This window comes from Agrobacterium sp. 22-210-1 (assembly GCF_053522525.1).
This window is the reverse complement of the sequence record NZ_JBNWCI010000001.1, coordinates 2533630-2557106: the sequence shown is the minus strand read 5'-3', so window position 1 is coordinate 2557106 and position 23477 is coordinate 2533630. Positions and strand designations below refer to the sequence as shown.

Annotated in this window: 20 protein-coding genes and 1 tRNA gene; 15 read left to right on the top strand and 6 right to left on the bottom strand. The window is 58.2% G+C overall.

Annotation, left to right across the window (positions count from 1 at the left end):
• Window positions 1-71: 71 nt before the first annotated feature.
• The gene (locus ACQZ5F_RS12820; RefSeq protein ID WP_225339625.1) at window positions 72-530 is read right to left on the bottom strand and encodes a YbaK/EbsC family protein; all 459 of its coding nucleotides are present in this window, start codon (window positions 528-530) and stop codon (window positions 72-74) included.
• Window positions 531-1008: 478 nt separating this feature from the next.
• Between ACQZ5F_RS12820 and ACQZ5F_RS12815 the strand changes: the two genes are divergently transcribed.
• Window positions 1009-1218 carry a cold-shock protein gene (locus tag ACQZ5F_RS12815; protein ID WP_046799124.1) on the top strand — a complete coding sequence of 70 codons (210 nt, stop codon included), beginning with the start codon at window positions 1009-1011 and terminating at the stop codon, window positions 1216-1218.
• A gap of 427 nt (window positions 1219-1645) precedes the next feature.
• On the opposite strand, the gene ACQZ5F_RS12810 is transcribed toward ACQZ5F_RS12815, so the two are convergent.
• Together ACQZ5F_RS12810 and ACQZ5F_RS12805 are read right to left on the bottom strand one after the other, a co-directional pair.
• A complete protein-coding gene (locus ACQZ5F_RS12810; RefSeq protein ID WP_225339624.1) occupies window positions 1646-3037 on the bottom strand; it encodes a dipeptidase in 1392 nt (463 codons plus the stop codon).
• A 241-nt stretch (window positions 3038-3278) separates the two neighbouring features.
• The gene (locus ACQZ5F_RS12805; RefSeq protein WP_046799126.1) at window positions 3279-3713 is read right to left on the bottom strand and encodes a MarR family winged helix-turn-helix transcriptional regulator; all 435 of its coding nucleotides are present in this window, start codon (window positions 3711-3713) and stop codon (window positions 3279-3281) included.
• 413 nt (window positions 3714-4126) lie between these two features.
• Between ACQZ5F_RS12805 and polA the strand changes: the two genes are divergently transcribed.
• The 10 genes from polA to ACQZ5F_RS12755 all read left to right on the top strand — a co-directional run bounded on the left by polA (window position 4127) and on the right by ACQZ5F_RS12755 (window position 15814).
• Entirely contained in the window at window positions 4127-7126 is a 3000-nt protein-coding gene (gene polA / locus ACQZ5F_RS12800; protein ID WP_448730444.1) for a DNA polymerase I, read from the top strand.
• A 76-nt stretch (window positions 7127-7202) separates the two neighbouring features.
• Window positions 7203-7922 (top strand): DUF1868 domain-containing protein, encoded by a 720-nt coding sequence (locus tag ACQZ5F_RS12795; RefSeq protein WP_225339622.1) that lies wholly within the window; start codon window positions 7203-7205, stop codon window positions 7920-7922.
• 192 nt (window positions 7923-8114) lie between these two features.
• Window positions 8115-8300, top strand: a complete 186-nt coding sequence (gene rpmF, locus ACQZ5F_RS12790; protein WP_003507205.1) for a 50S ribosomal protein L32 — start codon at window positions 8115-8117, stop codon at window positions 8298-8300.
• A 160-nt stretch (window positions 8301-8460) separates the two neighbouring features.
• Complete coding sequence (locus ACQZ5F_RS12785) at window positions 8461-10287, top strand: sensor histidine kinase (protein ID WP_225339621.1); 1827 nt, start codon at window positions 8461-8463, stop codon at window positions 10285-10287.
• A complete protein-coding gene (locus ACQZ5F_RS12780) occupies window positions 10284-11630 on the top strand; it encodes a sigma-54-dependent transcriptional regulator (protein WP_046799130.1) in 1347 nt (448 codons plus the stop codon). The genes ACQZ5F_RS12785 and ACQZ5F_RS12780 overlap by 4 nt, the downstream gene beginning before the upstream one ends.
• Window positions 11631-11827: 197 nt before the next feature.
• Entirely contained in the window at window positions 11828-12811 is a 984-nt protein-coding gene (locus ACQZ5F_RS12775) for a tripartite tricarboxylate transporter substrate-binding protein (protein WP_046799422.1), read from the top strand.
• Window positions 12812-12911: 100 nt separating this feature from the next.
• A complete protein-coding gene (locus ACQZ5F_RS12770; protein ID WP_046799131.1) occupies window positions 12912-13373 on the top strand; it encodes a tripartite tricarboxylate transporter TctB family protein in 462 nt (153 codons plus the stop codon).
• A gap of 9 nt (window positions 13374-13382) precedes the next feature.
• Window positions 13383-14888, top strand: coding sequence for a tripartite tricarboxylate transporter permease (locus ACQZ5F_RS12765; protein WP_046799132.1), 1506 nt, complete (start codon window positions 13383-13385; stop codon window positions 14886-14888).
• A 148-nt stretch (window positions 14889-15036) separates the two neighbouring features.
• The gene (locus ACQZ5F_RS12760; protein ID WP_448730445.1) at window positions 15037-15249 is read left to right on the top strand and encodes a SlyX family protein; all 213 of its coding nucleotides are present in this window, start codon (window positions 15037-15039) and stop codon (window positions 15247-15249) included.
• A gap of 13 nt (window positions 15250-15262) precedes the next feature.
• Window positions 15263-15814 (top strand): DUF924 family protein, encoded by a 552-nt coding sequence (locus ACQZ5F_RS12755; RefSeq protein ID WP_225339620.1) that lies wholly within the window; start codon window positions 15263-15265, stop codon window positions 15812-15814.
• 68 nt (window positions 15815-15882) lie between these two features.
• Here ACQZ5F_RS12755 and dnaJ read toward each other — a convergent pair whose 3' ends face one another.
• The 3 genes from dnaJ to ACQZ5F_RS12740 all read right to left on the bottom strand — a co-directional run bounded on the left by dnaJ (window position 15883) and on the right by ACQZ5F_RS12740 (window position 19409).
• Complete coding sequence (gene dnaJ / locus ACQZ5F_RS12750) at window positions 15883-17016, bottom strand: molecular chaperone DnaJ (protein ID WP_006309945.1); 1134 nt, start codon at window positions 17014-17016, stop codon at window positions 15883-15885.
• Between the two features lie 90 nt (window positions 17017-17106).
• Window positions 17107-19011: a molecular chaperone DnaK gene (dnaK, locus tag ACQZ5F_RS12745; RefSeq protein WP_046799134.1), complete on the bottom strand. Its 1905-nt coding sequence runs from the start codon at window positions 19009-19011 to the stop codon at window positions 17107-17109.
• A 308-nt stretch (window positions 19012-19319) separates the two neighbouring features.
• Window positions 19320-19409: transfer RNA gene (locus tag ACQZ5F_RS12740), tRNA-Ser, on the bottom strand.
• A gap of 220 nt (window positions 19410-19629) precedes the next feature.
• Between ACQZ5F_RS12740 and ACQZ5F_RS12735 the strand changes: the two genes are divergently transcribed.
• The 4 genes from ACQZ5F_RS12735 to ACQZ5F_RS12720 all read left to right on the top strand — a co-directional run bounded on the left by ACQZ5F_RS12735 (window position 19630) and on the right by ACQZ5F_RS12720 (window position 23470).
• Window positions 19630-19947, top strand: a complete 318-nt coding sequence (locus ACQZ5F_RS12735) for a hypothetical protein (RefSeq protein ID WP_312357722.1) — start codon at window positions 19630-19632, stop codon at window positions 19945-19947.
• 77 nt (window positions 19948-20024) lie between these two features.
• On the top strand, window positions 20025-20675 hold the full coding sequence (gene msrA / locus ACQZ5F_RS12730) for a peptide-methionine (S)-S-oxide reductase MsrA (protein WP_046799424.1): 651 nt from the start codon (window positions 20025-20027) through the stop codon (window positions 20673-20675).
• Between the two features lie 214 nt (window positions 20676-20889).
• On the top strand, window positions 20890-21882 hold the full coding sequence (locus ACQZ5F_RS12725) for a BMP family lipoprotein (protein ID WP_046799135.1): 993 nt from the start codon (window positions 20890-20892) through the stop codon (window positions 21880-21882).
• An 82-nt stretch (window positions 21883-21964) separates the two neighbouring features.
• Window positions 21965-23470, top strand: coding sequence for an ABC transporter ATP-binding protein (locus ACQZ5F_RS12720; protein ID WP_046799136.1), 1506 nt, complete (start codon window positions 21965-21967; stop codon window positions 23468-23470).
• Window positions 23471-23477: the final 7 nt, after the last annotated feature.

The window sequence follows — 23477 nt, the reverse complement described above, 5'->3', positions numbered from 1 at the left end:
TTAATCCAGGATGAAGAGTTTAAATGCGGCAATTTAAGGCGGGGTTAAGTCCAGGTCGGATCAAATCGCCGTCATTGGCAGACGTCGACCCATTCCGCTCCCGTCAATTCAGCCATGGCATCGGGTGAAATCCGCACCGCCGCATTGGTGGCGCCGGCAGCCGGCACCACCTCATCATAGTTTCTCAGCGATATGTCGCAAAACACCGGTAGAGGTGAGGGCAGCCCGAAAGGGCACACGCCGCCGATGGGATGGCTGGTCACAGCAACCACGTCTTCCGGCCCCAGCATGCGCGGCTTTGCCCCGAAATGATCGCGGAATTTCCGGTTGTCGAGCCGCTTCGTGCCGGCGGCGACGACGAGAAGAACGATATCGCCCGCCTTCAGGCAGATTGTCTTGGCAATCTGGTCCGGCTCGACGCCATGCGCTTTGGCGGCCAGAGCGACGGTTGCCGAACTGGCTTCCGTTTCGATAACGGTCACTTCCGGCAATTTCTCGGTGAAGAAGGCTCTCACGGATTCAATAGTCATGCGTATTTATTAGGCGGTAAGCGGGCAAGCTTCAAGACGCCAGAAGATAGCTATGCGTTTTATGCAATGCTGCGCTGCGATGAAGTGTCTGTTTTTTGAGCTGATATCCTGTATGTTTAAACCATCGAAGCGACGCACTCCTCCTCCCAGCGTCGCCCGATTGGACTGACAATACTCCTCCTCCCAATTGTCAGTCAGTTTCAAGAACCCGGCGCACCTCCTCCCGCGCCGGGTTTTTGCTGTTTAAGGCCCTGTTTTCAGCGGCTTCGGTTTGGGCGCGCTTCACAAAGATCACACCGTTTTTCAAAGAAACTTGACTTTTGGCCCCTGCCAACCTAGGTGTTCGCCCATCGATATTTGTTTGACGACCAGAGCTTCGGCGCCTTTTCGGGTGCACACGACGATCTTTCCTTCAAATTCGACCCAAGACCGCACTGCCTGCAGTGCAAATACAATTTGCCAACGGAAGGAAATCGTTATGGCGACTGGTACAGTAAAGTGGTTCAACGCAACCAAGGGCTACGGCTTCATTCAGCCTGACGACGGTTCGCAGGACGTATTCGTGCACATCTCCGCTGTTGAGCGCGCTGGTCTGACCGCCCTCAACGACGGTCAGAAGCTCTCCTACGAGCTGATGCAGGATCGCCGCTCGGGCAAGATGTCCGCAGGCGAACTCGTCGTTTCCTGATAAGCGGTCTGACCCCAACGGGGTCATTGACATGAATGAAAAGGCCGGATTTTTTCCGGCCTTTTTCTTTTGAAAGACGGTCCTGAACGGGCCGGTCTTGAAAAGAACGGATCGCATACCAATATAGGGTTCAACGGTGTTTCGGATGAAACCTGTCAGGTGAGCATTTTGATAATGCCGCTGTGATCGCGTTAACCAAAGATTAACCGAAACAGCTGATCCTGATCGTGAAAGCAGCGTCGACATGATCGACGCGCTCTGAAGCATCAGACCGTTGAACGCTTTGACCACGGATGTACTGGCATTGACGAAAAACGGATGGAAAGGTCGGGCTTGCCCGGCCTTTTTGTTTTTGAGTGCCAAAACGTAAAATGGCAATAAGCAGAAAAAGGAGGAGCCGGGTAACCGACGCCTCCTCTTTTTTTGACTACTTTGCCGCCAGCGCGTCGAGAATGCGGACCCAGGAGCGGATGCCCTTGTGGAAGGACTGCAGGTCGTATTTTTCATTGGGCGAATGAATGCGGTCGTCGGTAAGGCCGAAGCCGACAAGCAGCGAATCCATGCCCAGCATCTTCTGGAAATCACCGACGATCGGGATCGAGCCGCCCATGCCGATGACGACGGCGGGTTTCGGCCACTCGTCCGAAAGCGCGTTTTTAGCCTTGGTCAGCACCGGTGAATCATAAGAAAGCTGGATAGCCGGCGATGCGCCATGCTCATGAAACTCCACCGAGCAATCCGCCGGGATTTTCGCGCGCACATAAGCCCGGAAGCTCTCGCGAATGGCCGCGGGGTTCTGTTCGCCAACGAGACGGAAGGACACCTTGGCGGAAGCTTTTGCGGCGATTACGGTCTTGAAACCGTCACCGGTATAGCCGCCGATGATGCCGTTGACTTCCGCCGTCGGCCGCGCCCAGGTCTGCTCCAGCACGGTGCGGCCTTTTTCACCAGAGGGAACCGAAAGGCCGACTTCACCGAGGAATGCTTCCGCTGTACGCCCCAGCGTTTCCCAGGAGGCCTTGATGTTGGCAGGGGTTTCCTCCACGCCATCATAAAACCCGGCGAGCGTCACCCGGCCGGTCTCGTCATGCAGGCCGGCCAAAATATCGGTGAGGATGTGGATGGGATTTGCTGCCGCCCCACCGAACAGACCGGAATGCAGATCGCGGTCAGCCGCTGTAATGACGATCTCTTCCCCGACGAGGCCGCGAAGGGCGGCGGCAATGGCGGGCGTATCGCGATCCCACATGCCGGTATCGCAGACCAGCGCATAATCGGCCTTCAGCTCATCCGCATTGGCTTCGAGGAACGGCTTCAGCGAGGGGGAGCCGGATTCCTCTTCGCCCTCAAAGAGAATGGTGACGCGCACCGGCAGGCCGCCATTGACGGCCTTGTAAGCCCGGCAGGCTTCCACGAAAGTCATCAGCTGGCCCTTGTCGTCAGCCGTTCCGCGCCCGGTAATCACTTGACGGCCAGCGCCGAGATCCTTGATGGCTGGTTCGAACGGGTCATTTTCCCAGAGATTGAGCGGATCGACCGGCTGCACATCGTAGTGCCCGTAAAAAAGCACATGTGGTGCGTCTTTGGTGGCTGCATCGTGATGCGCCACCACCATGGGATGACCGGCCGTATCGCGAACGGAAGCCTCAAAGCCCAGTGAGGAGAGCGTTCTGACCAGCCATTCCGCCGCCTTGCGGCATTCCGCCTTATAAGCGGGGTCCGTGGAAATCGACGGAATGCGCACCAGTTCGAACAGCCGCTCGAGGCTGGATGTAAGATTGTCGTCGGCGGTGGAAAGAATGGGGGAAACGTCTGTCATCGCTGATCCTGTCATGTCTGTCGTGACCCCGCGATGGACGAGGCATCCGGGCATCGCGCATCGCGTGGGAACAAGGGGCTGACGTGTCGTGAATCGCCAAACGTGCAGCCGCCGGAACGATAGAGCAGTTCAGGAAAACTGCGAAGCGGTTTTCCATCCGAAATTGCGCATAAACAAAACCCGGAGCCTTCAGCAATGACAGGCCGCGGAGCAGATAAGCAGCGGTTTCAAGTTGCAGATGCTATTTCGCTTTTTTTGCGCTTTCGATCGCCCGGCGCATATATTCCAGCAGAAGCTGTCTTTCGAAACGGCGGAAATCCTTAAGCAGCGTCTCTTCGGTGGCCTCAGACGCTGCAATGGCATTCGCCTCCAGATCCCTGCCGCGCTGGGTCAGCTCGATGATCTGGGCCCGGCGGTCGCTGGGATGGGATTTGCGGATGATCAGCCCGTCGCGCTCCATACGTGAGAGCGTATTGGCAAGCGTTGCCTGCTCGACGTCGATTCGATCAAGCAATTGCCGCTGCGTCAGGCCTTCCTCATGCCATAGCTCGATGAGGATGGGGAATTGCCCGGGGGAGAAACCAAGGGCAGCGGCTCTTTTTTGCAGCGCCATGGTGAATTCCCGCGCCATTTTCGTGGCGAGATAAATTGCCGATTCGTCCCGGGAAAATCCCATTCTTCCGTCCGTAGCGCATTTCAGCCGGCATATTCCGGCAATTGATAGCGCGATATATATCGTATGATATGTTTACGCCAGCCCGGAATCCGGGACAAAATAAAACCGCCATGGCCGGGAGGGATCGGCCATGGCGGTCATATTGGAGGACAAAGGCCCGGAGAGGGGGAAAGGCCTTTGTCCGGTCTGACGCGGCGGGGGACGAGCCAGCTATCAGACTACGGCGTGATCAGGCGCCGTCCCTTATGAAATGTGTCTCCAAATACGGCTTTTCAAGGGAGGAGCTGATTACAAATCGGTAACGTTCGGGTGAATTCTCAGCGCTTTTTGGGCGGCCTCGTTTCCAGTGCTTTGCGGTGTGTTGTGCGAAGTTTCGGTGGACGCCAAAACGGCCCCGCGCTATCCATATCGCCATGAAAAAAGGCGATCATCTCTTCCTCGTTGACGGTTCCGGTTTCATTTTCCGGGCCTTCCATGCCATTCCGCCGCTGAACCGCAAGTCGGACGGGCTGCCGGTCAACGCCGTCTCCGGCTTCTGCAACATGTTGTGGAAGCTCCTGAAGGATGCGCGCAACACCGATGTCGGCGTGACGCCCACACATTTCGCGGTGATTTTCGATTATTCGTCGAAAACATTCCGCAACGAGCTTTATGATCTCTACAAAGCCAATCGCACCGCGCCGCCGGAAGATCTGGTTCCGCAATTCGGACTGATCCGCGAGGCGACGCGCGCCTTCAACCTTCCCTGCATCGAGACCGAAGGTTTCGAGGCGGATGACATCATCGCCACCTATGCCCGCCAGGCGGAGGCGATTGGCGCCGACGTCACGATCATCTCTTCCGACAAGGATCTGATGCAGCTCGTCACGGCCAATGTGCATATGTACGATGCCATGAAGGACAAGCAGATCGGCGTCCCTGACGTCATCGAAAAATGGGGCGTCGGTCCGGAAAAGATGATCGACCTGCAGGCGATGACCGGCGATTCCACCGATAATGTCCCGGGCATTCCCGGCATCGGGCCGAAGACGGCGGCGCAATTGCTGGAGGAATATGGTGATCTCGATACGCTGCTGGCGCGGGCGAGCGAAATCAAGCAGCAGAAGCGTCGGGAAAACATCATCGCCAATGCCGATCTTGCCCGTCTTTCCAGACAGCTCGTAGCGCTCAGAACCGATGTGCCGCTGGAGCAATCTCTTGAGGCGTTGGTGCTCGAACCGCAGAACGGCCCGAAGCTCATCGCTTTCCTGAAGGCGATGGAATTCACAACGCTGACCCGTCGCGTCGCCGAAGCGACCGACAGTGACGCCTCTGCTATCGACCCCGCCAATGTGCCGGTGCAGTGGGGGGCGGATGCCCATGGCCCCGATCTCGATGCGCCCGCTTCGGCAGTCGCCATTGGTGACGTGGCCGCCGGCGCAACTGCCGCCTCGGCTTCGCCCTCTGCTGCGGCGAGAAAGCTGACCGGGGAAGGCAGCGCACCTGCCGATCTCGCCGCCGCGCGCCAGGCGCTTTTTTCAGCCGCCAAGATCGATACGACCGCTTATACGACGATCAGAGACCTTGCAGAACTGGACCGCTGGATTGCTGCAGCCCGTGAGACCGGCGTCGTCGCCTTCGACACGGAAACGACTTCGCTTGATCCGATGCAGGCGGAACTTGTCGGTTTTTCGCTTGCCATTGCCGATAATGGCAAGGACGCCTCGGGCACCGATATCCGCGCTGCCTATGTTCCTTTGACGCACAAGACTGGCTCAGGCGGCGATCTTTTCAGCGATGGTATAAAGCTTGCCGAAGGGCAGGTACCGTTTGCCGAAGCGCTGGCGCGTTTGAAAAACCTCCTCGAGGATCCTGCGGTTCTGAAAGTCGCCCAGAACCTCAAATATGACTATCTGCTGATGAAACGCCACGGCGTCGTCATGCAGAGCTTCGACGATACCATGCTGATTTCTTATGTTCTCGAGGCCGGCAAGGCCACGCATGGCATGGATTCGCTGTCCGAACGCTGGCTGGGCCACACGCCGATCGCTTACAAGGACGTTGCGGGATCGGGCAAGTCGAGCGTCACCTTCGATTTCGTCGACATAGACAAGGCGACGGCTTACGCTGGGGAAGACGCGGATGTCACCCTGCGCCTCTGGATGGCCCTGAAGCCCCGGCTGGCCGCCGAGCGGCTGACCAGCGTCTACGAGCGGTTGGAGCGCCCTCTGGTGCCGGTTCTGGCACACATGGAAGAACGCGGCATCACCGTTGACCGGCAGATCCTGTCACGTCTCTCCGGCGAACTGGCGCAAAAGGCGGCCGCCTTCGAAGAGGAAGTCTACCAGCTGGCGGGTGAGCGTTTCAACATCGGCTCGCCAAAGCAGCTTGGTGATATTCTGTTTGGCCGGATGGGCTTGCCCGGCGGCTCGAAAACCAAGACCGGCCAATGGTCGACATCGGCGCAGGTGCTGGAAGATCTGGCGGCGGAAGGTGCCGAACTGCCGCGCAAGATCGTTGACTGGCGGCAGCTGACCAAGTTGAAATCGACCTATACGGATGCGCTGCCCGGCTATATCCACCCTGAAACGAAGCGGGTGCATACGTCATACGCGCTCGCTTCCACCACCACGGGGCGTCTGTCGTCTTCGGAACCGAACCTTCAGAACATTCCGGTGCGCACCGCCGAAGGCCGCAAGATCCGCACGGCCTTCATCTCCACGCCCGGTCACAAGCTACTATCCGCCGACTACAGCCAGATCGAGCTGCGGGTGCTCGCTCACGTCGCCGATATTCCGCAACTGCGCAACGCCTTCGAAAACGGCATCGACATCCATGCAATGACCGCATCGGAGATGTTCGGCGTGCCGGTGGAAGGCATGCCGTCGGAAGTGCGCCGCCGCGCCAAGGCCATCAATTTCGGCATCATCTACGGTATTTCTGCTTTCGGTCTCGCCAACCAGCTGAGCATCGCCCGCTCGGAGGCGGGTGAATATATCAAGAAATATTTCGAGCGGTTTCCCGGCATTCGCGATTACATGGAAGCGACCAAGGCTTTCGCCCGCGAGAATGGCTATGTCGAAACGATTTTCGGCCGCCGCGCGCATTATCCGGAAATCCGCTCTTCCAATCCTTCGGTGAAAGCCTTCAATGAACGGGCGGCCATCAATGCCCCGATCCAGGGCTCCGCTGCCGATATCATCCGTCGTGCCATGGTCCGTATCGAGCCGGCGCTGGAAGCGGAGAAGCTCTCCGCCCGCATGCTTTTGCAAGTACATGACGAACTCATATTCGAGGTCGAAGAAGCGGAAATCGAAAAGACCCTGCCGGTCGTCGTCTCGGTCATGGAAAACGCGGCCATGCCGGCGATTTCCATGAAGGTGCCGTTGCAGGTGGATGCGCGTGCTGCGGAGAATTGGGACGAGGCGCATTGACGGCTATCTGATCGGCCAATGTCATTGATTTGTTGCGTGCGCAGACTAGGGGGAACCTCTCACAAGGAGTTCCCCGATGCACGCCCCGCTCGTCTCGAAAGATCTGGAATATTTCTCCGCCAACAGCCACGATGAACCACCGCGCCATCTCGGTAGCCGCTACAATTTGGATGGCGAATTTCTGCCCGAGCCGGGCAATACGATAGTTTGTCATCTCCTCGAGGGGTCGCAGAGCGAAAGCGCGATCATCAAGACGCGCCAGCGCTTCCTGGATATGCCCGAGGCATCGCAGCTTGCCTTCACGCCGGTTTCCAGCCTGCACATGACGGTATTTCAGGGCATCATAGAATTTCGGCGCGCTCTGCCCTATTGGCCGGAGAACATGCCGCTCGATACGCCGATCGACACGATGACGGACTATTATCGCGATCGTCTTTCGGCCTTTCCCGCCCTTCCGGTTTTCAATATGCAGGTGACCGGCCTCATGCCCACAGGGCTGGTGATGCAGGGCGTGACCTCGGAAGACGATCGGATCGTTGCGTTGTGGCGCGATGCGTTTGCCGGGGCCTTCGGCTACCGGCATCCCAATCATGAGAGTTATGAGTTCCATATTACGCTGTCTTACGTCACGCGCTGGTTCGATCCGGAGTGCCTGCTGCGCTGGCAGGCGATGCTCGATGAAGAACTGGAAGAACTGCGTGCTGCAGCGCCGGTCATCGAGATGCGGCCACCGGCTTTCTGTGAATTCAAGGATATGAACCACTTCAAGGAGCTTGTCGTTTTTGATAGGAGGTGAGGCATGATTTGCCACGCCTGACGGCAGCCCGTTGCACCAATTCCGCTGAATCGGAAAAAATGCGCGTCAGGGCTGGTCAAAGCCCGTTTGGGCATGTATAAGCGCGCCAAATTTCCGATATCGAGACACCCGACATTCGGCCTTTGGTTCTGGCCGGTTCCGTTGTTTCGCCGCTAAAGTGGAGTAACAAAAATGGCTGTACCAAAAAGAAAAACAAGCCCGTCCAAGCGCGGTATGCGCCGCTCGGCTGACGGTCTCAAGTCTGCAACCTACGTTGAAGACAAGAACTCCGGCGAACTGCGCCGCCCGCACCATATCGATCTGAAGACCGGTATGTATCGTGGCCGTCAGGTTCTGACGCCGAAGGAAAGCGCATAAGCTTTTCTGAAGTCTTATTTGCAAAAAACCGGCCCTAGTGGCCGGTTTTTTGTTTTCTGAAGGGGGCGTCCGTCAAAGGCGGGTCACTTGGAAAATAAGATAACACCTCCTACACTCTCTGTGGGAGTTGGCGGGAGCCTGATGTGGGAGAGGAGCTTCGGTGAAATATCGCTGGATTTTGCTGATATTTCTCAGCCTCGGCCTTGGTTATGGCGCCGTGACAAGGGGCGGCGGCATCATCGCGGAAAGCTATTTCGGCGAAGTCTCCGATCAGGGGCGCACCACTCTGCGTTTGGCCGTCTCGGCCCTCGGCGGGCTTTTGAGCCGTTACGAGCCGCTGCCGGCCCTGATTGCCGACCACGACGACATTGAGGAACTGGTCGCGCATCCGAAGGACGAGGCGTTGCGCCAGCGTGCCAATGTCTATCTCAAATCCATCAACACCCTGCTGGAATCCTCCGATATCTACATCATCACGCTGGACGGCGAGACCGTCGCGGCCAGCAATTATGATGGACCAACAAGCTTCGTCGGCGAGAATTTCAGCTATCGCCCCTATTTCCAGGATGCGGCAAAAGGCTTGCAGTCGCGCTTCTTCGCGCTTGGCACCACCTCTCACAAGCGTGGCTATTATTTTTCCGCTCCCATTCTCTTTAATGAGGAGATCAAGGGCGTCATTGTCTTCAAGGTGGATATCGAAGGCATCGAGGCCTCCTTCGGTGATGGCGAGAACCGCATTCTGGTGTCGGACCCCGAAGGCATCATATTCATGACCGGAACGCCGCAATGGCTCTATTCCGGCCTGATGCCGTTGACGCCCGAAAGGTTGGCGCGCACGGAGGCCTCCCGTCGTTATGCCAATGCCACGCTGAAGGAGCTGCCGGTGAAAAACGGCAATTTCGGCTCCCATCAACTGATGACGATCACCCAGAATGACGGCGAGAGGGAATATATGGTCCTGTCGCAGCCGATGCCGGATGCCGGCTGGACCGTCAGCGTGCTGATTGATACGGGTTCAGTCAGGACACAGGTCAAGACGGCGATGATTGCGATCATCCTGTGTCTGTGTCTCGCTGCCGCCCTCATCGCCGCCATGCTGCAGCGGCGGCGGCGTCTGCGTGAGCGCCTGACCCATCAGGCCGAGGCTCAGGCTGAACTGGAGCGCCGGGTAGAGGAGCGCACCGCCGATCTCGCCCGGGTCAACCAGGAGATCAAGCACGAGATTGCCGAACGCCGCCAGACCGAGAAACAATTGCGCAGGATGCAGAATGATCTGGTGCAGGCGGGTAAGCTTGCCGCACTCGGTCAGATGTCGGCGGCTCTGTCACACGAATTCAACCAGCCGCTTGCCGCCGCCAAGAACTATGCGGAAAACGCCTCGCTTCTGGTGGAGCGCGGACGTCTGGACGACGTGACGGAAAATCTCAGACGCATCTCGGGCCTCATCGATCGTATGGCGTCCATCAGCAAACACTTGAGGAATTTCGCCCGCAAGCCCAACGAAAAAATGGCGGCGGTCGGTCTGGAGGCTGTGCTTCGCGATACGCTGGAAATCGTCGGTGCGCGGCTGAAGGCCGCCAATGCGGTGCTGGATGTCGATCTCGGCCCGGTGCCGCTTGCGGTGAAGGCCGGCTCAGTGCGGCTGCAGCAGGTTCTCGTCAACGTCATCTCCAATGCTGCCGATGCCGTGGAAGGGCGCGAGGATCGCCGCATTGCCCTGCAGGCTATACAGCATGACCAGACGGTGTCGATCTTCATTCGCGACCGTGGCCCCGGCGTGCCGCCGGCGATTTCGGAACGCATCTTCGATCCCTTCTTCACCACCAAGGGTGTGGGGCGCGGTCTCGGCCTAGGCCTTTCCATCTCCTACAACATCATCAAGGATTTCGGCGGCCAGTTGCGTGTCCGAAACCATGAAGAGGGCGGGGCGGAATTTGAGATCGAATTGCCGGCAGCAGCCTATCGTATGGAGGTGGCCGCCGAATGACCATGTCACGGGTCCTGTTGATCGATGATGAGGAGGAGCTACGTTTTTCCACCGCACAGGCGCTGGAGCTTTCCGGTTTCGCCGTCACCATGCTGGCGAGCGCCGAACATGCGCTCGAACTCATCGGTTACAGCTTCGACGGCGTCGTGGTCAGCGATATCCGCATGCCAGGCATGGATGGCATGACGCTGTTGCAGAAGGTTCGGGAGCTTGACCCCGAAATACCTGTCATCCTCATGACCGGACACGGCGATGTGCAGCTGGCGGTCAATGCCATGCGCAATGGGGCCTATGACTTCATCGAAAAGCCGTTCACGCCGCAATATCTCGCCGGCATCATCAAGAGAGCCAATGACCGGCGGGCGCTGGTGCTGGAAAACCGCCGCCTGAAGGCGGTGGCGGGCAAGCATGACGATCTCGAAACGCGTTTGCCCGGCCGAACCCAGGTCATGGTCGATCTGCGGTATCGTATCCGCGCCATCGGTGCGACGGACGCCGATACACTGATCGTCGGCGATACTGGTGCTGGCAAGGAGGTGGTGGCGCGGGCGCTGCATGATATCAGCGCCAGAGCCAACCGGCCCTTCGTTGCAATCAATTGCGCTGCCCTTCCGCAGACGCTGATCGAAAGTGAACTCTTCGGCCATGAGGCCGGTGCTTTTCCGGGTGCGCTGCGCCCGCGCTATGGCAAGTTCGAGCACGCTCGTGGCGGCACCATCCTGCTGGATGAAATCGGTTCCATGCCGTTCGAATTGCAGGGCCGGTTCCTCCGTGTCTTGCAGGAGCGGGTTATTACCCGTCTTGGCTCCAATGAAACCGTCGAACTCGACGTCCGCTTCATCGCCACCAGCAAGGTCGATCTGGAACAGGAAGTTGCCGCAGGCCGGTTCCGCGCCGATCTTCTTTATCGTCTGAATGTCGCGACAATCCTTGTGCCCTCCCTGTCGCAGCGCAGCGCCGATATACCGCTGCTGTTCCTGCATCTGGTACGGGAGGCTGCCGCCCGTTACGGGCGGGAGGACATGGACGTGCCGCAACAACTGCTCTCCGTCGTTTCCCTTCGCGAGTGGCCCGGCAACGTGCGTGAACTGCGCAATGCGGCGGACCGCTTCGTCCTTGGCCTGGAAAGCGATGCTTCCGAAGCCTCACCGTCGTTTCAGGATGATGGCAGGGAAGGGCTTGCCACAAGGGTCGCAGCCTATGAAAAAAGCCTGATTGCGCGCGCGATTGCCGTCCACGGCGGCAATCTGAAATCCGTCTATGAGAGCCTCGGCATTTCCCGCAAAACGCTTTACGAAAAAATGCAGAAATATGAACTGCACCGGCATATGACAGAGGTGTGATGGGTGGATTTCCACCCACGGATGAACCTCTATGGGTAGAAATCCACCCATTGCCCTTTGTGACGACGATAAAAGCGCATCTCTCGGCAAAACCGCCGTTGCTGAACGACAATCCCGGATCGCAAATAGCTCACCCCGGCCGCCATAGAGGAGTATGCGCGGCTGAAGTGGCGAACATTTTCATCCGGGAGGAATCGATGAAAATACTGAAGACAGTCACCGGCCTTGCTGCCGCCGCTGCCGTTTCCCTTTTTGCGCTGTCCGCATCCGCTCAGAACTATCCCGAGCGTAACATCACCATGGTCGTGCCCTTTTCTGCCGGTGGCCCGACGGATACGGTTGCGCGCCTTGTCGCCGAATCCATGTCGAAGGATCTTGGCCAGCAGATCATCGTCGAAAATGTCGGCGGCGCGGGCGGCACGCTCGGCGCTGGCCGCGTTGCGGCGGCGGACCCCGATGGTTACACCGTTCTCTTGCACCATATCGGCATGGCGACCAGTGCGACGCTCTATCGCAAGCTCGCCTATGACACGACAAACGCTTTCGAATATGTCGGTCTGGTCACCGAAGTGCCGATGACCATTCTGTCGCGCAAGAACCTTGAGACCAAGGATTTGAAGGGGCTGATCGACTACGCCAAGGCGAACAAGGACAAAGTCACCGTCGCCAATGCCGGCATCGGCGCCGCCTCGCATCTGTGCGGCATGCTGTTCATGAGCGCCATCGAGACGCCGCTTGTCACAGTCCCTTACAAAGGCACGGGCCCGGCAATGACCGACCTGCTCGGCGGCCAGGTCGATATCATGTGCGACCAGACCACCAACACCACCAAGCAGATCCAGGGTGGAACCGTGAAAGCCTATGCCGTGACTTCGGCCAAACGGCTCGACGTGCTTCCGAACGTGCCGACGGTCGCCGAAGAAGGCCTGCCGAAACTCGAGGTTGGCATCTGGCACGGCATCTATACGCCGAAGGGCACACCTGCCGAAATCAACGAAAAGCTCTCCAAGTCGCTGCAGGTCGCGCTGAAGGACAAAAATGTCGCGGCCCGTTTTGCCGAACTCGGTACCACGCCTTCCCCTGAAAGCGATGCGACGCCCGCAGCACTCAAGGCCAAGCTTGAAAGCGAAATAGCTCGCTGGAAGCCGGTTATCGAGTCCGCCGGCCAATATGCCGACTGATGATCAGGAAGTGACCGGCGGCGTCTCGCCGCCGGTTTCCTGCCGTCATTTTTAACGCGCGGAACGGTATGTCGCCGGCCGCAGTGGAGGGGCATCTTTCATGAAGTCGTTTTTCATTGACCCTGCCGAAGCAGCCTGCGGGGCCATATTCATCGGTTTTGGCGCTTTTTTCGCCTTGCAATCCTTCGGGCTGGAGATCGGAACCGCCTTTCGCATGGGGCCGGGTTACTTCCCGCTTGTTCTGGCAATCGTACTGATCCTGCTCGGCAGCGTCATATTCTTTCGCGCCACGCGCGTGCAGGGTGATGTCATCGGCGCCATCGCCTGGCGGGGGATTTTTTTCATCCTGCCCGCGCCGATCTTTTTCGGCTTCACGGTCCGTGGATTGGGTTTCGTACCGGCACTGTTTTTCAGCGCACTTATCGCAGCCTTTGCCTCGCACAAGATGAGCCCGCTGATGGCCGTCGTTATCTCCGCGGCCATCACGGTCTTCTCCGTTGCTGTGTTCAATTATGGTCTCGGCCTGCCATTCCAGCGCTTCGGCCCCTGGCTTAAATTTTGAGGCGCCCCGATGGATTTGCTTGATAATCTCGCTCTTGGTTTCGTCACCGCTTCGTCGCTGGCAAACCTTTTTTTCTGCCTGATCGGCGTGTTGCTCGGCACCCTCATCGGCGTGTTGCCGGGCATCGGCGCAACGGCGACCATCGCCATGCTGCTGCCGATCACCTTTCAGCTTGAGCCCGTCTCGTCGCTGATCATGCTCGCCGGTATTTATTATGGCGCGCAATATGGCGGCTCCACCACGGCCATCCTCATCAATATGCCGGGGGAGTCCTCCTCCGCCGTGACTGCCATTGATGGTTACCAGATGGCGCGCAAGGGCAAAGCCGGCGCTGCACTTGCAATTGCCGCCATCGGCTCGTTTTTTGCGGGTACGGTTTCCACCTTCCTCGTGGCAATCTTCGCGCCGCCTCTGACGGCAATCGCGCTGGAATTCGGTGCCGCTGAATATTTCTCGCTGATGGTTGTCGGCCTTGTCTCGTCCATCGCGCTTGCCCATGGCTCCATCGTCAAGGCGCTGGCCATGGTCGTGCTCGGTCTGCTGCTCGGTCTGGTCGGTACGGATATCTACAGCGGCACGCCGCGCTTCACCCTCGGCATCCGCGAATATGCCGATGGCCTGAACTTCGTTGCGGTCGCCGTGGGCGTGTTCGGCATTGCGGAAATCCTGCGCAATCTCGAGAACGAACGCACCCGGTCAGTGCTGATCGCCAAGGTCAGCAGCCTGATGCCGTCGAAGGAAGATTTCAAGCGTATGATCGGCCCGGTGCTGCGCGGCACGGTTATCGGCTCGGCTCTCGGCATCCTGCCGGGCGGCGGGGCAATTCTTGCGGCCTTTGCCTCCTACACGGTGGAAAAACGCGTCTCCAAGAACCCGGAAGAATTCGGGCATGGCGCGGTTGCCGGCGTTGCCGGTCCGGAATCGGCCAATAATGCCGGCGCGCAGACCTCCTTCATCCCGCTGCTGACGCTTGGCATTCCCGCCAACCCGGTCATGGCGTTGATGATCGGTGCGATGATCATTCAGGGCATCGTGCCGGGTCCGAACGTTGCAACCGAACAGCCGGCGCTGTTCTGGGGCATCATCGCCTCCATGTGGATCGGCAACCTGATGCTCGTCATCCTCAACCTGCCGCTGATCGGGCTGTGGGTGAAGCTCCTGACGGTGCCTTATTACGTGCTGTTCCCCATCATCATGGCCTTCTGCGCCATCGGGGTCTACAGCGTCAATTCCAACGTCTTTGATCTCTACGCCGTCGCTTTCTTCGGTTTCATCGGTTACGTGCTGGTAAAACTGCGCTGCGAGCCCGCCCCACTGCTTTTGGGCTTCGTTCTCGGGCCGCTGCTGGAGGAAAACCTGCGTCGCGCCATGATCCTGTCGCGTGGCGATCCGACGACCTTCGTCACCCGGCCGATCAGCGCCACCCTGCTTTTCATCGCTCTGGCCGTGCTGATCGTCGTCTTCCTGCCAAGCGTGAAGAAGAAACGCGAAGAGGTTTTCGTGGAAGAAGACTGAACAATATCAAACCGTGAGACGCCGGCGATGGAAGCATCGCCGGCTTTTTTGTGTCTGGATCGGTTGCGACGAATTCGCTTCACGAAAGCGACATATGGTTGACTCACGCTCGTTTAAGCCCAAGGAAGGGCGGGAAAGAGAGGTCGATATGGCGTCGGAAACCGAAAAACGGATCATTGCGCTCGAGGAGACGATCGCACATCAGGCAAAGACCATCGAGGAGCTGTCCGACCAGTTGACGGAACAGTGGAAGGTGGTGGAGCAGACCCGCGCCAAGCTAGACCGCTTGACGGAAAGGTTCCTGAGCCTTGAGGAGCAGTCGCTGGACGCGCCTGCCATCACCCGGCCACCGCACTACTGACAGGGAGCACCCGATGAAAAACGACACAGTCGCACTTGCCGCCGAAATCACCAATTTCTGGAAAAAGGCCGGGCCGGACAAATGGTTCGACAAGGATGCCGCTTTCGACAATCACTTTCACGACCGCTTCCGCGACGCCCATTTCGCTGCCGCACGGCGTGAACTGGATGGCTGGCTCGCGGGTGCGGAAAGCAGCCTCGCGCTGATGCTCCTTCTCGACCAGTTCCCGCGCAACTGCTTTCGTGGCACCGCGCATATGTATGCCACCGATCCGCTGGCACGCCTGTTTGCCGATGAAGCCATACGCCGCGGTCACGATCAGGCAGTGAGCGAGGATTTACGCGTTTTCTTCTATCTGCCCTTTTCCCATGCGGAGGATATTGCGGCCCAGCAACGCGCCTGCGACCTGAACCAGCCGCTTGGCGGGCTTTATCTCCACCACGCCGAAGAACATCGCGATATCGTCGAACGTTTCGGCCGCTTTCCGCATCGCAACGACATATTGCTGCGGGAAACGACGCCGGAGGAACGGCAATATCTGGAGGAAGGCGGCTTTGCCGGCTGAATTTGAAATGAAAACGCCGCCAGTCCCGAAGAATGGCGGCGTTATTAATTGGACGTAGCCGGTAGTAATCAGCCGTCGAAGAATTCCTTCATCCGGGCAAAGAAGCCGGTTGATTCCGGATTGTTCTCCTTGGAGGAGAGCTGTTCGAATTCCTGCAACAGCTCGCGCTGACGCTTGCTGAGCTTCTGCGGCGTCTCGATCTGGATCTGAATGTAGAGATCACCCGTCTGCGCCGAACGCAGCACCGGCATGCCCTTGCCCTTCAGGCGGAACTGCTTGCCCGGCTGGGTGCCTTCCGGAACCGTGACGCGCGACTTCGTACCGTCGAGCGTCGTGACATCAAAGGTGCCGCCAAGCGCTGCCGTCGTCATCGAAATCGGCACGGTGCAATAAAGATCGGCACCGTCGCGCTGGAAGAACTCATGCGGTCGCACGGACAGGAAGATATAGAGATCGCCTGCCGGGCCGCCACGCATGCCGGCCTCACCTTCACCCTGCAGGCGAATGCGGGTGCCGTCTTCGATGCCCGATGGAATGTTGACCGAGAGCGAACGCTCTTCCGTCACACGGCCCTGACCATGGCACTTGCCGCACGGATCGGAAATCGTCTGGCCGCGACCATGGCAGGTCGGGCAGGTGCGCTCCACCGAGAAGAAGCCCTGTGCGGCGCGCACGCGGCCGGAACCCTGACAGGTGGCGCAGGTCTTGGGTTGGGTGCCGGGTTTGGCGCCCGAGCCGGAACAGACGTCGCAGGTAATCGAGGTCGGAACCCTGATCTGCGCCGTCTTGCCGGCGAAGGCTTCCTCCAGCGTGATTTCCATATTGTAGCGAAGATCGGCCCCGCGCTCGCGCCCGCCGGAAGAGCGGCGCGCACGACCGCCACCCATCATCTCACCGAAAATGTCTTCGAAGATATCGGAGAAGCCGCCATTGGCGAAACCGCCGCCGCCCATGCCACCGCCACCCATGCCGCCATTTTCAAACGCGGCGTGGCCGAAACGGTCATAGGCCGCACGCTTTTGCGGATCCTTCAGCGTTTCATAGGCCTCGTTGATTTCCTTGAACTTCCGTTCGGAATCAGCATCGTCAGGGTTTTTGTCCGGATGGAATTTCATCGCGAGTTTGCGGAAGGCGCTTTTCAGCTCTTTTTCGTCCGCGGTCTTGCTGACGCCAAGTGTTTCGTAAAAGTCTGCTTTCGCCATTAAGATAACAAGCCCCGCAAATGGATTTCCGGCTGCACGTCGGCAGCCGGATATCTTGCATGTATAGACAGGAGACTAAAAGTCACGCGATTAGGCGGACTTCTTGTCGTCCTTGATTTCTTCATAGTCGGCGTCGACGACGTCGTCCTTGCCACCTTCAGCGGAAGCGTCGCCGGCCTCGGCCTGCTGTGCTTCATAGATGGCCTGACCGAGCTTCATGGAGACTTCCATGAGGGTCTGGGTCTTCGCCTGAATGTCGTCGGCGTCAGGTTCGGAAGCTTCAACCGCCGTCTTCAGGCTGGCAATGGCATCTTCGATCGCCTTGCGGTCGGTCTCGGAAACCTTGTCGCCATATTCCTTCACCGACTTCTCGGTGGAGTGAATGAGGCTTTCTGCCTGGTTCTTGGCTTCGACACCTGCACGACGCTTCTTGTCAGCTTCGGCATTGGCCTCGGCGTCCTTGACCATCTTTTCGATGTCGGCGTCGGACAGACCACCGGAGGCCTGGATGCGGATCTGCTGCTCCTTGCCTGTGCCCTTGTCCTTGGCCGAAACCTGCACGATGCCGTTGGCGTCGATATCGAAGGTGACTTCGATCTGCGGCAGGCCACGCGGGGATGGCGGCAGGCCAACGAGGTCGAACTGGCCGAGCAGCTTGTTGTCCTGCGCCATTTCACGCTCGCCCTGCGAAACGCGGATGGTCACGGCCGACTGGTTGTCTTCGGCGGTCGAGAAGGTCTGGCTCTTCTTCGTCGGAATCGTCGTGTTGCGATCGATCAGACGGGTGAAGACGCCACCCAGCGTTTCGATGCCGAGCGACAGCGGGGTCACGTCGAGCAGCAGAACGTCCTTGACGTCGCCCTGCAGAACGCCGGCCTGAATGGCGGCGCCCATGGCGACCACTTCATCCGGGTTCACGCCCTTGTGCGGCTCCTTGCCGAACAGCTGCTTGACGACTTCCTGCACCTTCGGCATGCGGCTCATGCCACCAACGAGAACGACTTCATCGATCTCGGCAGCGGTAACGCCGGCATCCTTCAGCGCCGCCTTGCAAGGCGCGACGGTGCGCTGCACCAGATCGTCAACCAGGCTTTCGAACTTGGCGCGGGTGAGCTTCAACGTCAGATGCTTCGGACCGGAAGCGTCTGCCGTAATGAAGGGCAGGTTGATTTCGGTCTGCTGCGAAGACGAAAGTTCGATCTTTGCCTTTTCGGCAGCTTCCTTGAGGCGCTGCAGAGCGAGCTTGTCGTTCTTCAGGTCGATGCCCTGATCCTTCTTGAATTCGCCGGCCAGATATTCGACCAGACGCATGTCGAAGTCTTCACCGCCGAGGAAGGTATCGCCGTTGGTCGACTTCACTTCGAAGACGCCGTCGCCGATTTCCAGAACGGAAATATCGAAGGTACCGCCGCCAAGGTCGTAAACGGCGATCGTCTTGCCATCCTTCTTGTCGAGGCCGTAAGCGAGTGCAGCTGCAGTCGGCTCATTGATGATACGAAGAACATCAAGACCGGCGATGCGGCCGGCATCCTTGGTTGCCTGACGCTGCGCGTCGTTGAAATAAGCCGGAACGGTGATGACGGCCTTCTCGACCTTTTCACCGAGATAGGATTCAGCCGTTTCCTTCATCTTCTGAAGGATCATTGCGGAAATCTGCGACGGGGAATAGTTCTTGTCCTGCGCCTTCACCCAGGCGTCGCCATTGTCGCCCTTGACGATTTCGAAGGGAACGAGGGCCTTGTCCTTCTCGACAGTCGGGTCTTCGTAACGCCGACCGATGAGGCGCTTGACCGCAAACAGGGTGTTGGTCGGGTTGGTGACCGCCTGGCGCTTGGCCGGCTGGCCGACGAGGCGTTCGCCATCGTCGGAAAATGCCACCATGGACGGCGTGGTGCGCGCACCTTCCGCGTTTTCAATTACTTTCGTGTCCTTGCCGTCCATCACTGCGACGCAGGAATTGGTCGTGCCAAGGTCGATACCGATTACTTTTGCCATGCTCTTCTCTCCTTGAAGCGAGCTGCCGGAACCCCGTGAGGCATTCTTGTGGCAACTCCTTGACTTGGATTTGCAACATTCGCTGCAGTTCTGCGGCGTATATAAGGAGCGATTTTTCCTGCTGCAAGGCGCAAGAGAGGGGTAAGCGCAGCAAAAAAGCGCAAGAAACCGCTGTCTGTGCAGAAGCATAGCCATCAACGCTTGCGGAAACGGGAAAACGCGACTTTGACGCTATGCGTGGCCGGGTATCCTGAAGATATATCCGGTAATGGCTTGGAGCAACGCCGGCGGCTAAAGATGAGGTGAAATGGCGGACAGGGTGGGATTCGAACCCACGGTACGCTTTCACGCACACACGCGTTCCAGGCGTGCGCCTTAAACCACTCGGCCACCTGTCCTTTTTTCAAATCTGCATGTTTTGAAGAATGCAAATCACTGGAACGGCGCGATATATACCGATGAATTCGCAGGGATCAACACGAATCTGACAGTTTTTTGAAATGTCGGCAATTTCCTGCATTTCGATGCGGTTGCAAACCGGTTTTACCGCCTTTATCGATGCGCTATATGTTTCAAAACATGTCCGTTGAAGAGACGGACCACAACCGAGGTGTCTGGATGAAAGCTTTTTTGCGGTTTTTGAGCTTTCTTCTCCTTCTCGCGGCGGTTTTTCTGGGTGTGCTTGATTCGATCCGCTCGGTTTCAACATCCTCGGTCAATATTACCGGCATCCTGTCCGTCTGGAATTATCTTCTTCCTGCCTCGCGCACCATGGTGGAAGCCGCCGTGGGTCACTATATTCACCCTGAAGCGTGGCGCTTCATTGAAAACGCGCTGTCGGCGCTGCCCGCATTTGCTTTTTTCCTCGCCCTGTCCCTGCTTTGCTGGATGGCAGGTTACAGGAAGCACAAGGCGATGAGGCGCTTGCCGGCCTGATTTTTCAGCTTGAACGACGTTGGCGCCCGCAGTTGTGAACCATGAGAAGCGGCGATACTGGCCGCACGGAGGTCCCGATGTTCCTGTTCGATACGCTTTCAAAAAAAACGACAATGCCGACCGAAGAGACGGCTCTGCCGGGTCGTGAAGAGGCGCTCGTCGTGCCGGAGAACCATTTCGTCAATGGTCGGCCGTTGAAAGGCCCTTATCCAGACGGTTTGGAAATCATCTATCTTGGCATGGGTTGCTTCTGGGGCGCGGAACGGTTGTTCTGGCAGACGCCGGGCGTTTGGGTGACGGCGGTGGGTTATGCCGGCGGCTTTACAGAGAATCCGACCTATCAGGAGACGACGACCGGCCAGACGGGCCATGCCGAAGTCGTGAAGGTCGTCTATGATCCGGCTGTGATCTCGTTGTCGGGCCTGCTGAGGATATTCTTCGAGGAGCATGATCCGACCCAGGGGATGCGGCAGGGCAACGATGTTGGCACGACCTATCGTTCGACAATATATGCGACGACCGAAGGCCAGCTGCAGCAGGCGCAAAAGGCGCGCGACACGTTTCAGCAGGCGCTGGAGGCGGCAGGCCATGGACGGGCCATCACCACCGAAATCGGGCCGCTTGAAACATTTTATTATGCTGAGGACTATCATCAGCAATATCTTGCCAAGAACCCGGGTGGCTACTGCGGCTTGAGGGGAACCGGCGTAAGCTGCAATATCGACTAGATTTTTTGCAGGTCGCCCCGGTGGAAAGACCAAAAAAGCGCCAGATAAAAGTTTTTCCACCGGGTCAAAAAAACCGGATGAATTTTTCATTGAGCCATGCAAGGATATGAGGCAAGCACAGCCGGTATAACGGTTGGCGGTTCCGCAGACATTCCCGGTAAACGGGATTGCGGGAGGACCCTTATAATATCAATTGCAACAACAGGGCTGCACAATGAAAAAATCCCTTCTGACGCTGTTTGCGCTTGCCGCAATGTCGGCTTCCGCGCTCGCTGCGGATGTCAAGCCGGCGCTGGTTTATGGCACGGGCGGCAAGTTCGACAAGTCGTTCAACGAAGCCGCTGCGGCCGGCGCTGAAAAGTTCAAGGCGGAAACGGGCATCGAGTACCGTGACTTCGAGCCGACCAGCGACACGCAGGGCGAACAGGCCATCCGCAACTTCGCCAGCAAGGGCTTCAACCCCGTCATCGCCGTGTCCTTCGCCTGGACCTCGGCCATGGAAAAGGTTGCAGCCGAATTCCCCGACACCAAATTCGTGATTGTCGATTCCGTTGTCGAACTGCCGAATGTCCGCTCCGTCGTCTATAAGGAGCATGAAGGTTCCTACCTCGTCGGTCTACTGGCGGGCATGGCTTCCAAGACCGGCAAGGTCGGCTTCATCGGCGGCATGGATATTCCGCTGATCCGTAAGTTTGCCTGTGGTTATGCCCAGGGCGCCAAGGCGGCCAACGACAAGATCGAAGTCTTCCAGAACATGACCGGCACCACGGGTGCTGCCTGGAACGATCCGGTGCGCGGCGGCGAACTCACCAAGAACCAGATCGACCAGGGTGCGGACGTGATCTACGCGGCAGCCGGTGCGACCGGTATCGGCGTGCTGCAGACCGCCGCCGACAACAAGAAGTTCTCGATCGGCGTCGATTCCAACCAGAACCACCTGCATCCGGGTTCCGTTCTGACCTCCATGGTCAAGCGCGTCGATCTGGCAGTCTATAATGCCTATAAGGATACCAAGGACGACAAGTTCACCCCCGGTATCGTGGCGCTCGGCGTCAAGGAAGACGGCGTGGCCTATGCGCTTGATGACAACAACAAGGCCCTGATCACGCCTGAGATGATTGCCGCCGTGGACAAGGCGAAGGCCGACATCATTGCCGGTACCATCAAGGTTCATGACTATATGGCGGACAATTCCTGCCCGAAATGATATGATATGTAACTGGGGCGCATGATGAATTTTCATCTTGCGCCCTTTTCATATCCAGCCTTCGGAGAGGTTAGGTTTGAGTATGGATCCTGCAATCGAGCTCGTGGGCATCGACAAGAAATTCGGTGCCGTTCACGCCAACAAGAATATCAATCTGACCGTCGCCAAGGGCACGATCCACGGCATCATCGGGGAAAATGGCGCTGGAAAATCGACATTAATGTCGATCCTCTATGGTTTTTACCAGGCAGATGCCGGCGAAATCCGGGTGAACGGCGCGCCCGTTGCGATCCGTGACAGTCAGGCCGCGATCAGTGCGGGTATCGGCATGGTGCATCAGCACTTCATGCTTGTGGAAAATTTCACCGTGCTTGAAAACGTCATGCTGGGTGCAGAGGGTGGCGCATTGCTGGCCAGGGGCAGGGCCGGAGCGCGCAAGGAGCTGAAGCGTCTGGAGGATGATTACGGGCTGGAAGTCGATCCGGATGCGGTGATCGAGGAATTGCCTGTTGGTCTGCAGCAGCGCGTCGAAATCCTCAAGGCCATGTATCGTGGCGCCGAAATCCTGATCCTCGATGAGCCGACCGGCGTTCTGACGCCGGCTGAGGCCGATCACCTTTTCAAGATCCTCGGCGTTCTGCGTGAGCAGGGCAAGACCATCATCCTCATCACGCACAAGCTGCGCGAAATCATGGCGATCACGGACTCCGTCTCCGTCATGCGCCGCGGCGAAATGGTGGCAACCCGCAAGACCTCCGAGACCAGCGTCGAGGAACTGGCGGAACTGATGGTTGGCCGGCGCGTGCTGCTGCGGGTGGAAAAGGGCGAGACGACGCCGGGCGATGTTCTCCTCTCCATCCGCAATCTCACCGTCAAGGACAGCCGCGGCGTCACCATGGTGGATGATGTGTCGCTGGACGTCCGTGCCGGTGAAATCGTCGGCATCGCCGGGGTCGCCGGCAATGGTCAATCGGAACTGCTGGAAGCCATCGCCGGCATACGCAAACCATCTTCGGGCGAGATATGGGTGGATGGCCAGAAGGTGGACCGTCCCGATCCGGCGATCCTGCGCAAACTTGGTTTGGCGCATATCCCGGAAGACCGCCATCATATGGGCCTGGTGTTGAAATTCGAGGAATATGAAAACTCCATCCTCGGTTATCACCATGACGAGCGTTACGGCAGGGGACCTTTCCTGAACCCTGAGGCCATCCGCAAGGATGCCGTCGAAAAGATCGAGAAATATGACATCCGCCCGCCGAACCCTCATTTGAAGACCGCGAATTTTTCCGGCGGCAATCAGCAGAAGATCGTCGTTGCGCGCGAAATCGAACGTGATCCGAAGATGCTGATCATCGGCCAGCCGACTCGCGGTGTGGATATCGGCGCCATTGAATTCATCCATCGCCGCATCATCGAAATGCGCGATGCCGGCAAGGCGATCTTGCTGGTTTCGGTCGAACTCGATGAAATCCGTTCCCTTTCGGACCGGATCATGGTCATGTTCGCCGGCCGTGTCGTTGGAGAAAAAACGGCGGAAGCCGAAGAACAGACGCTGGGCCTGATGATGGCCGGCATCGCCGCATGAGGCATGA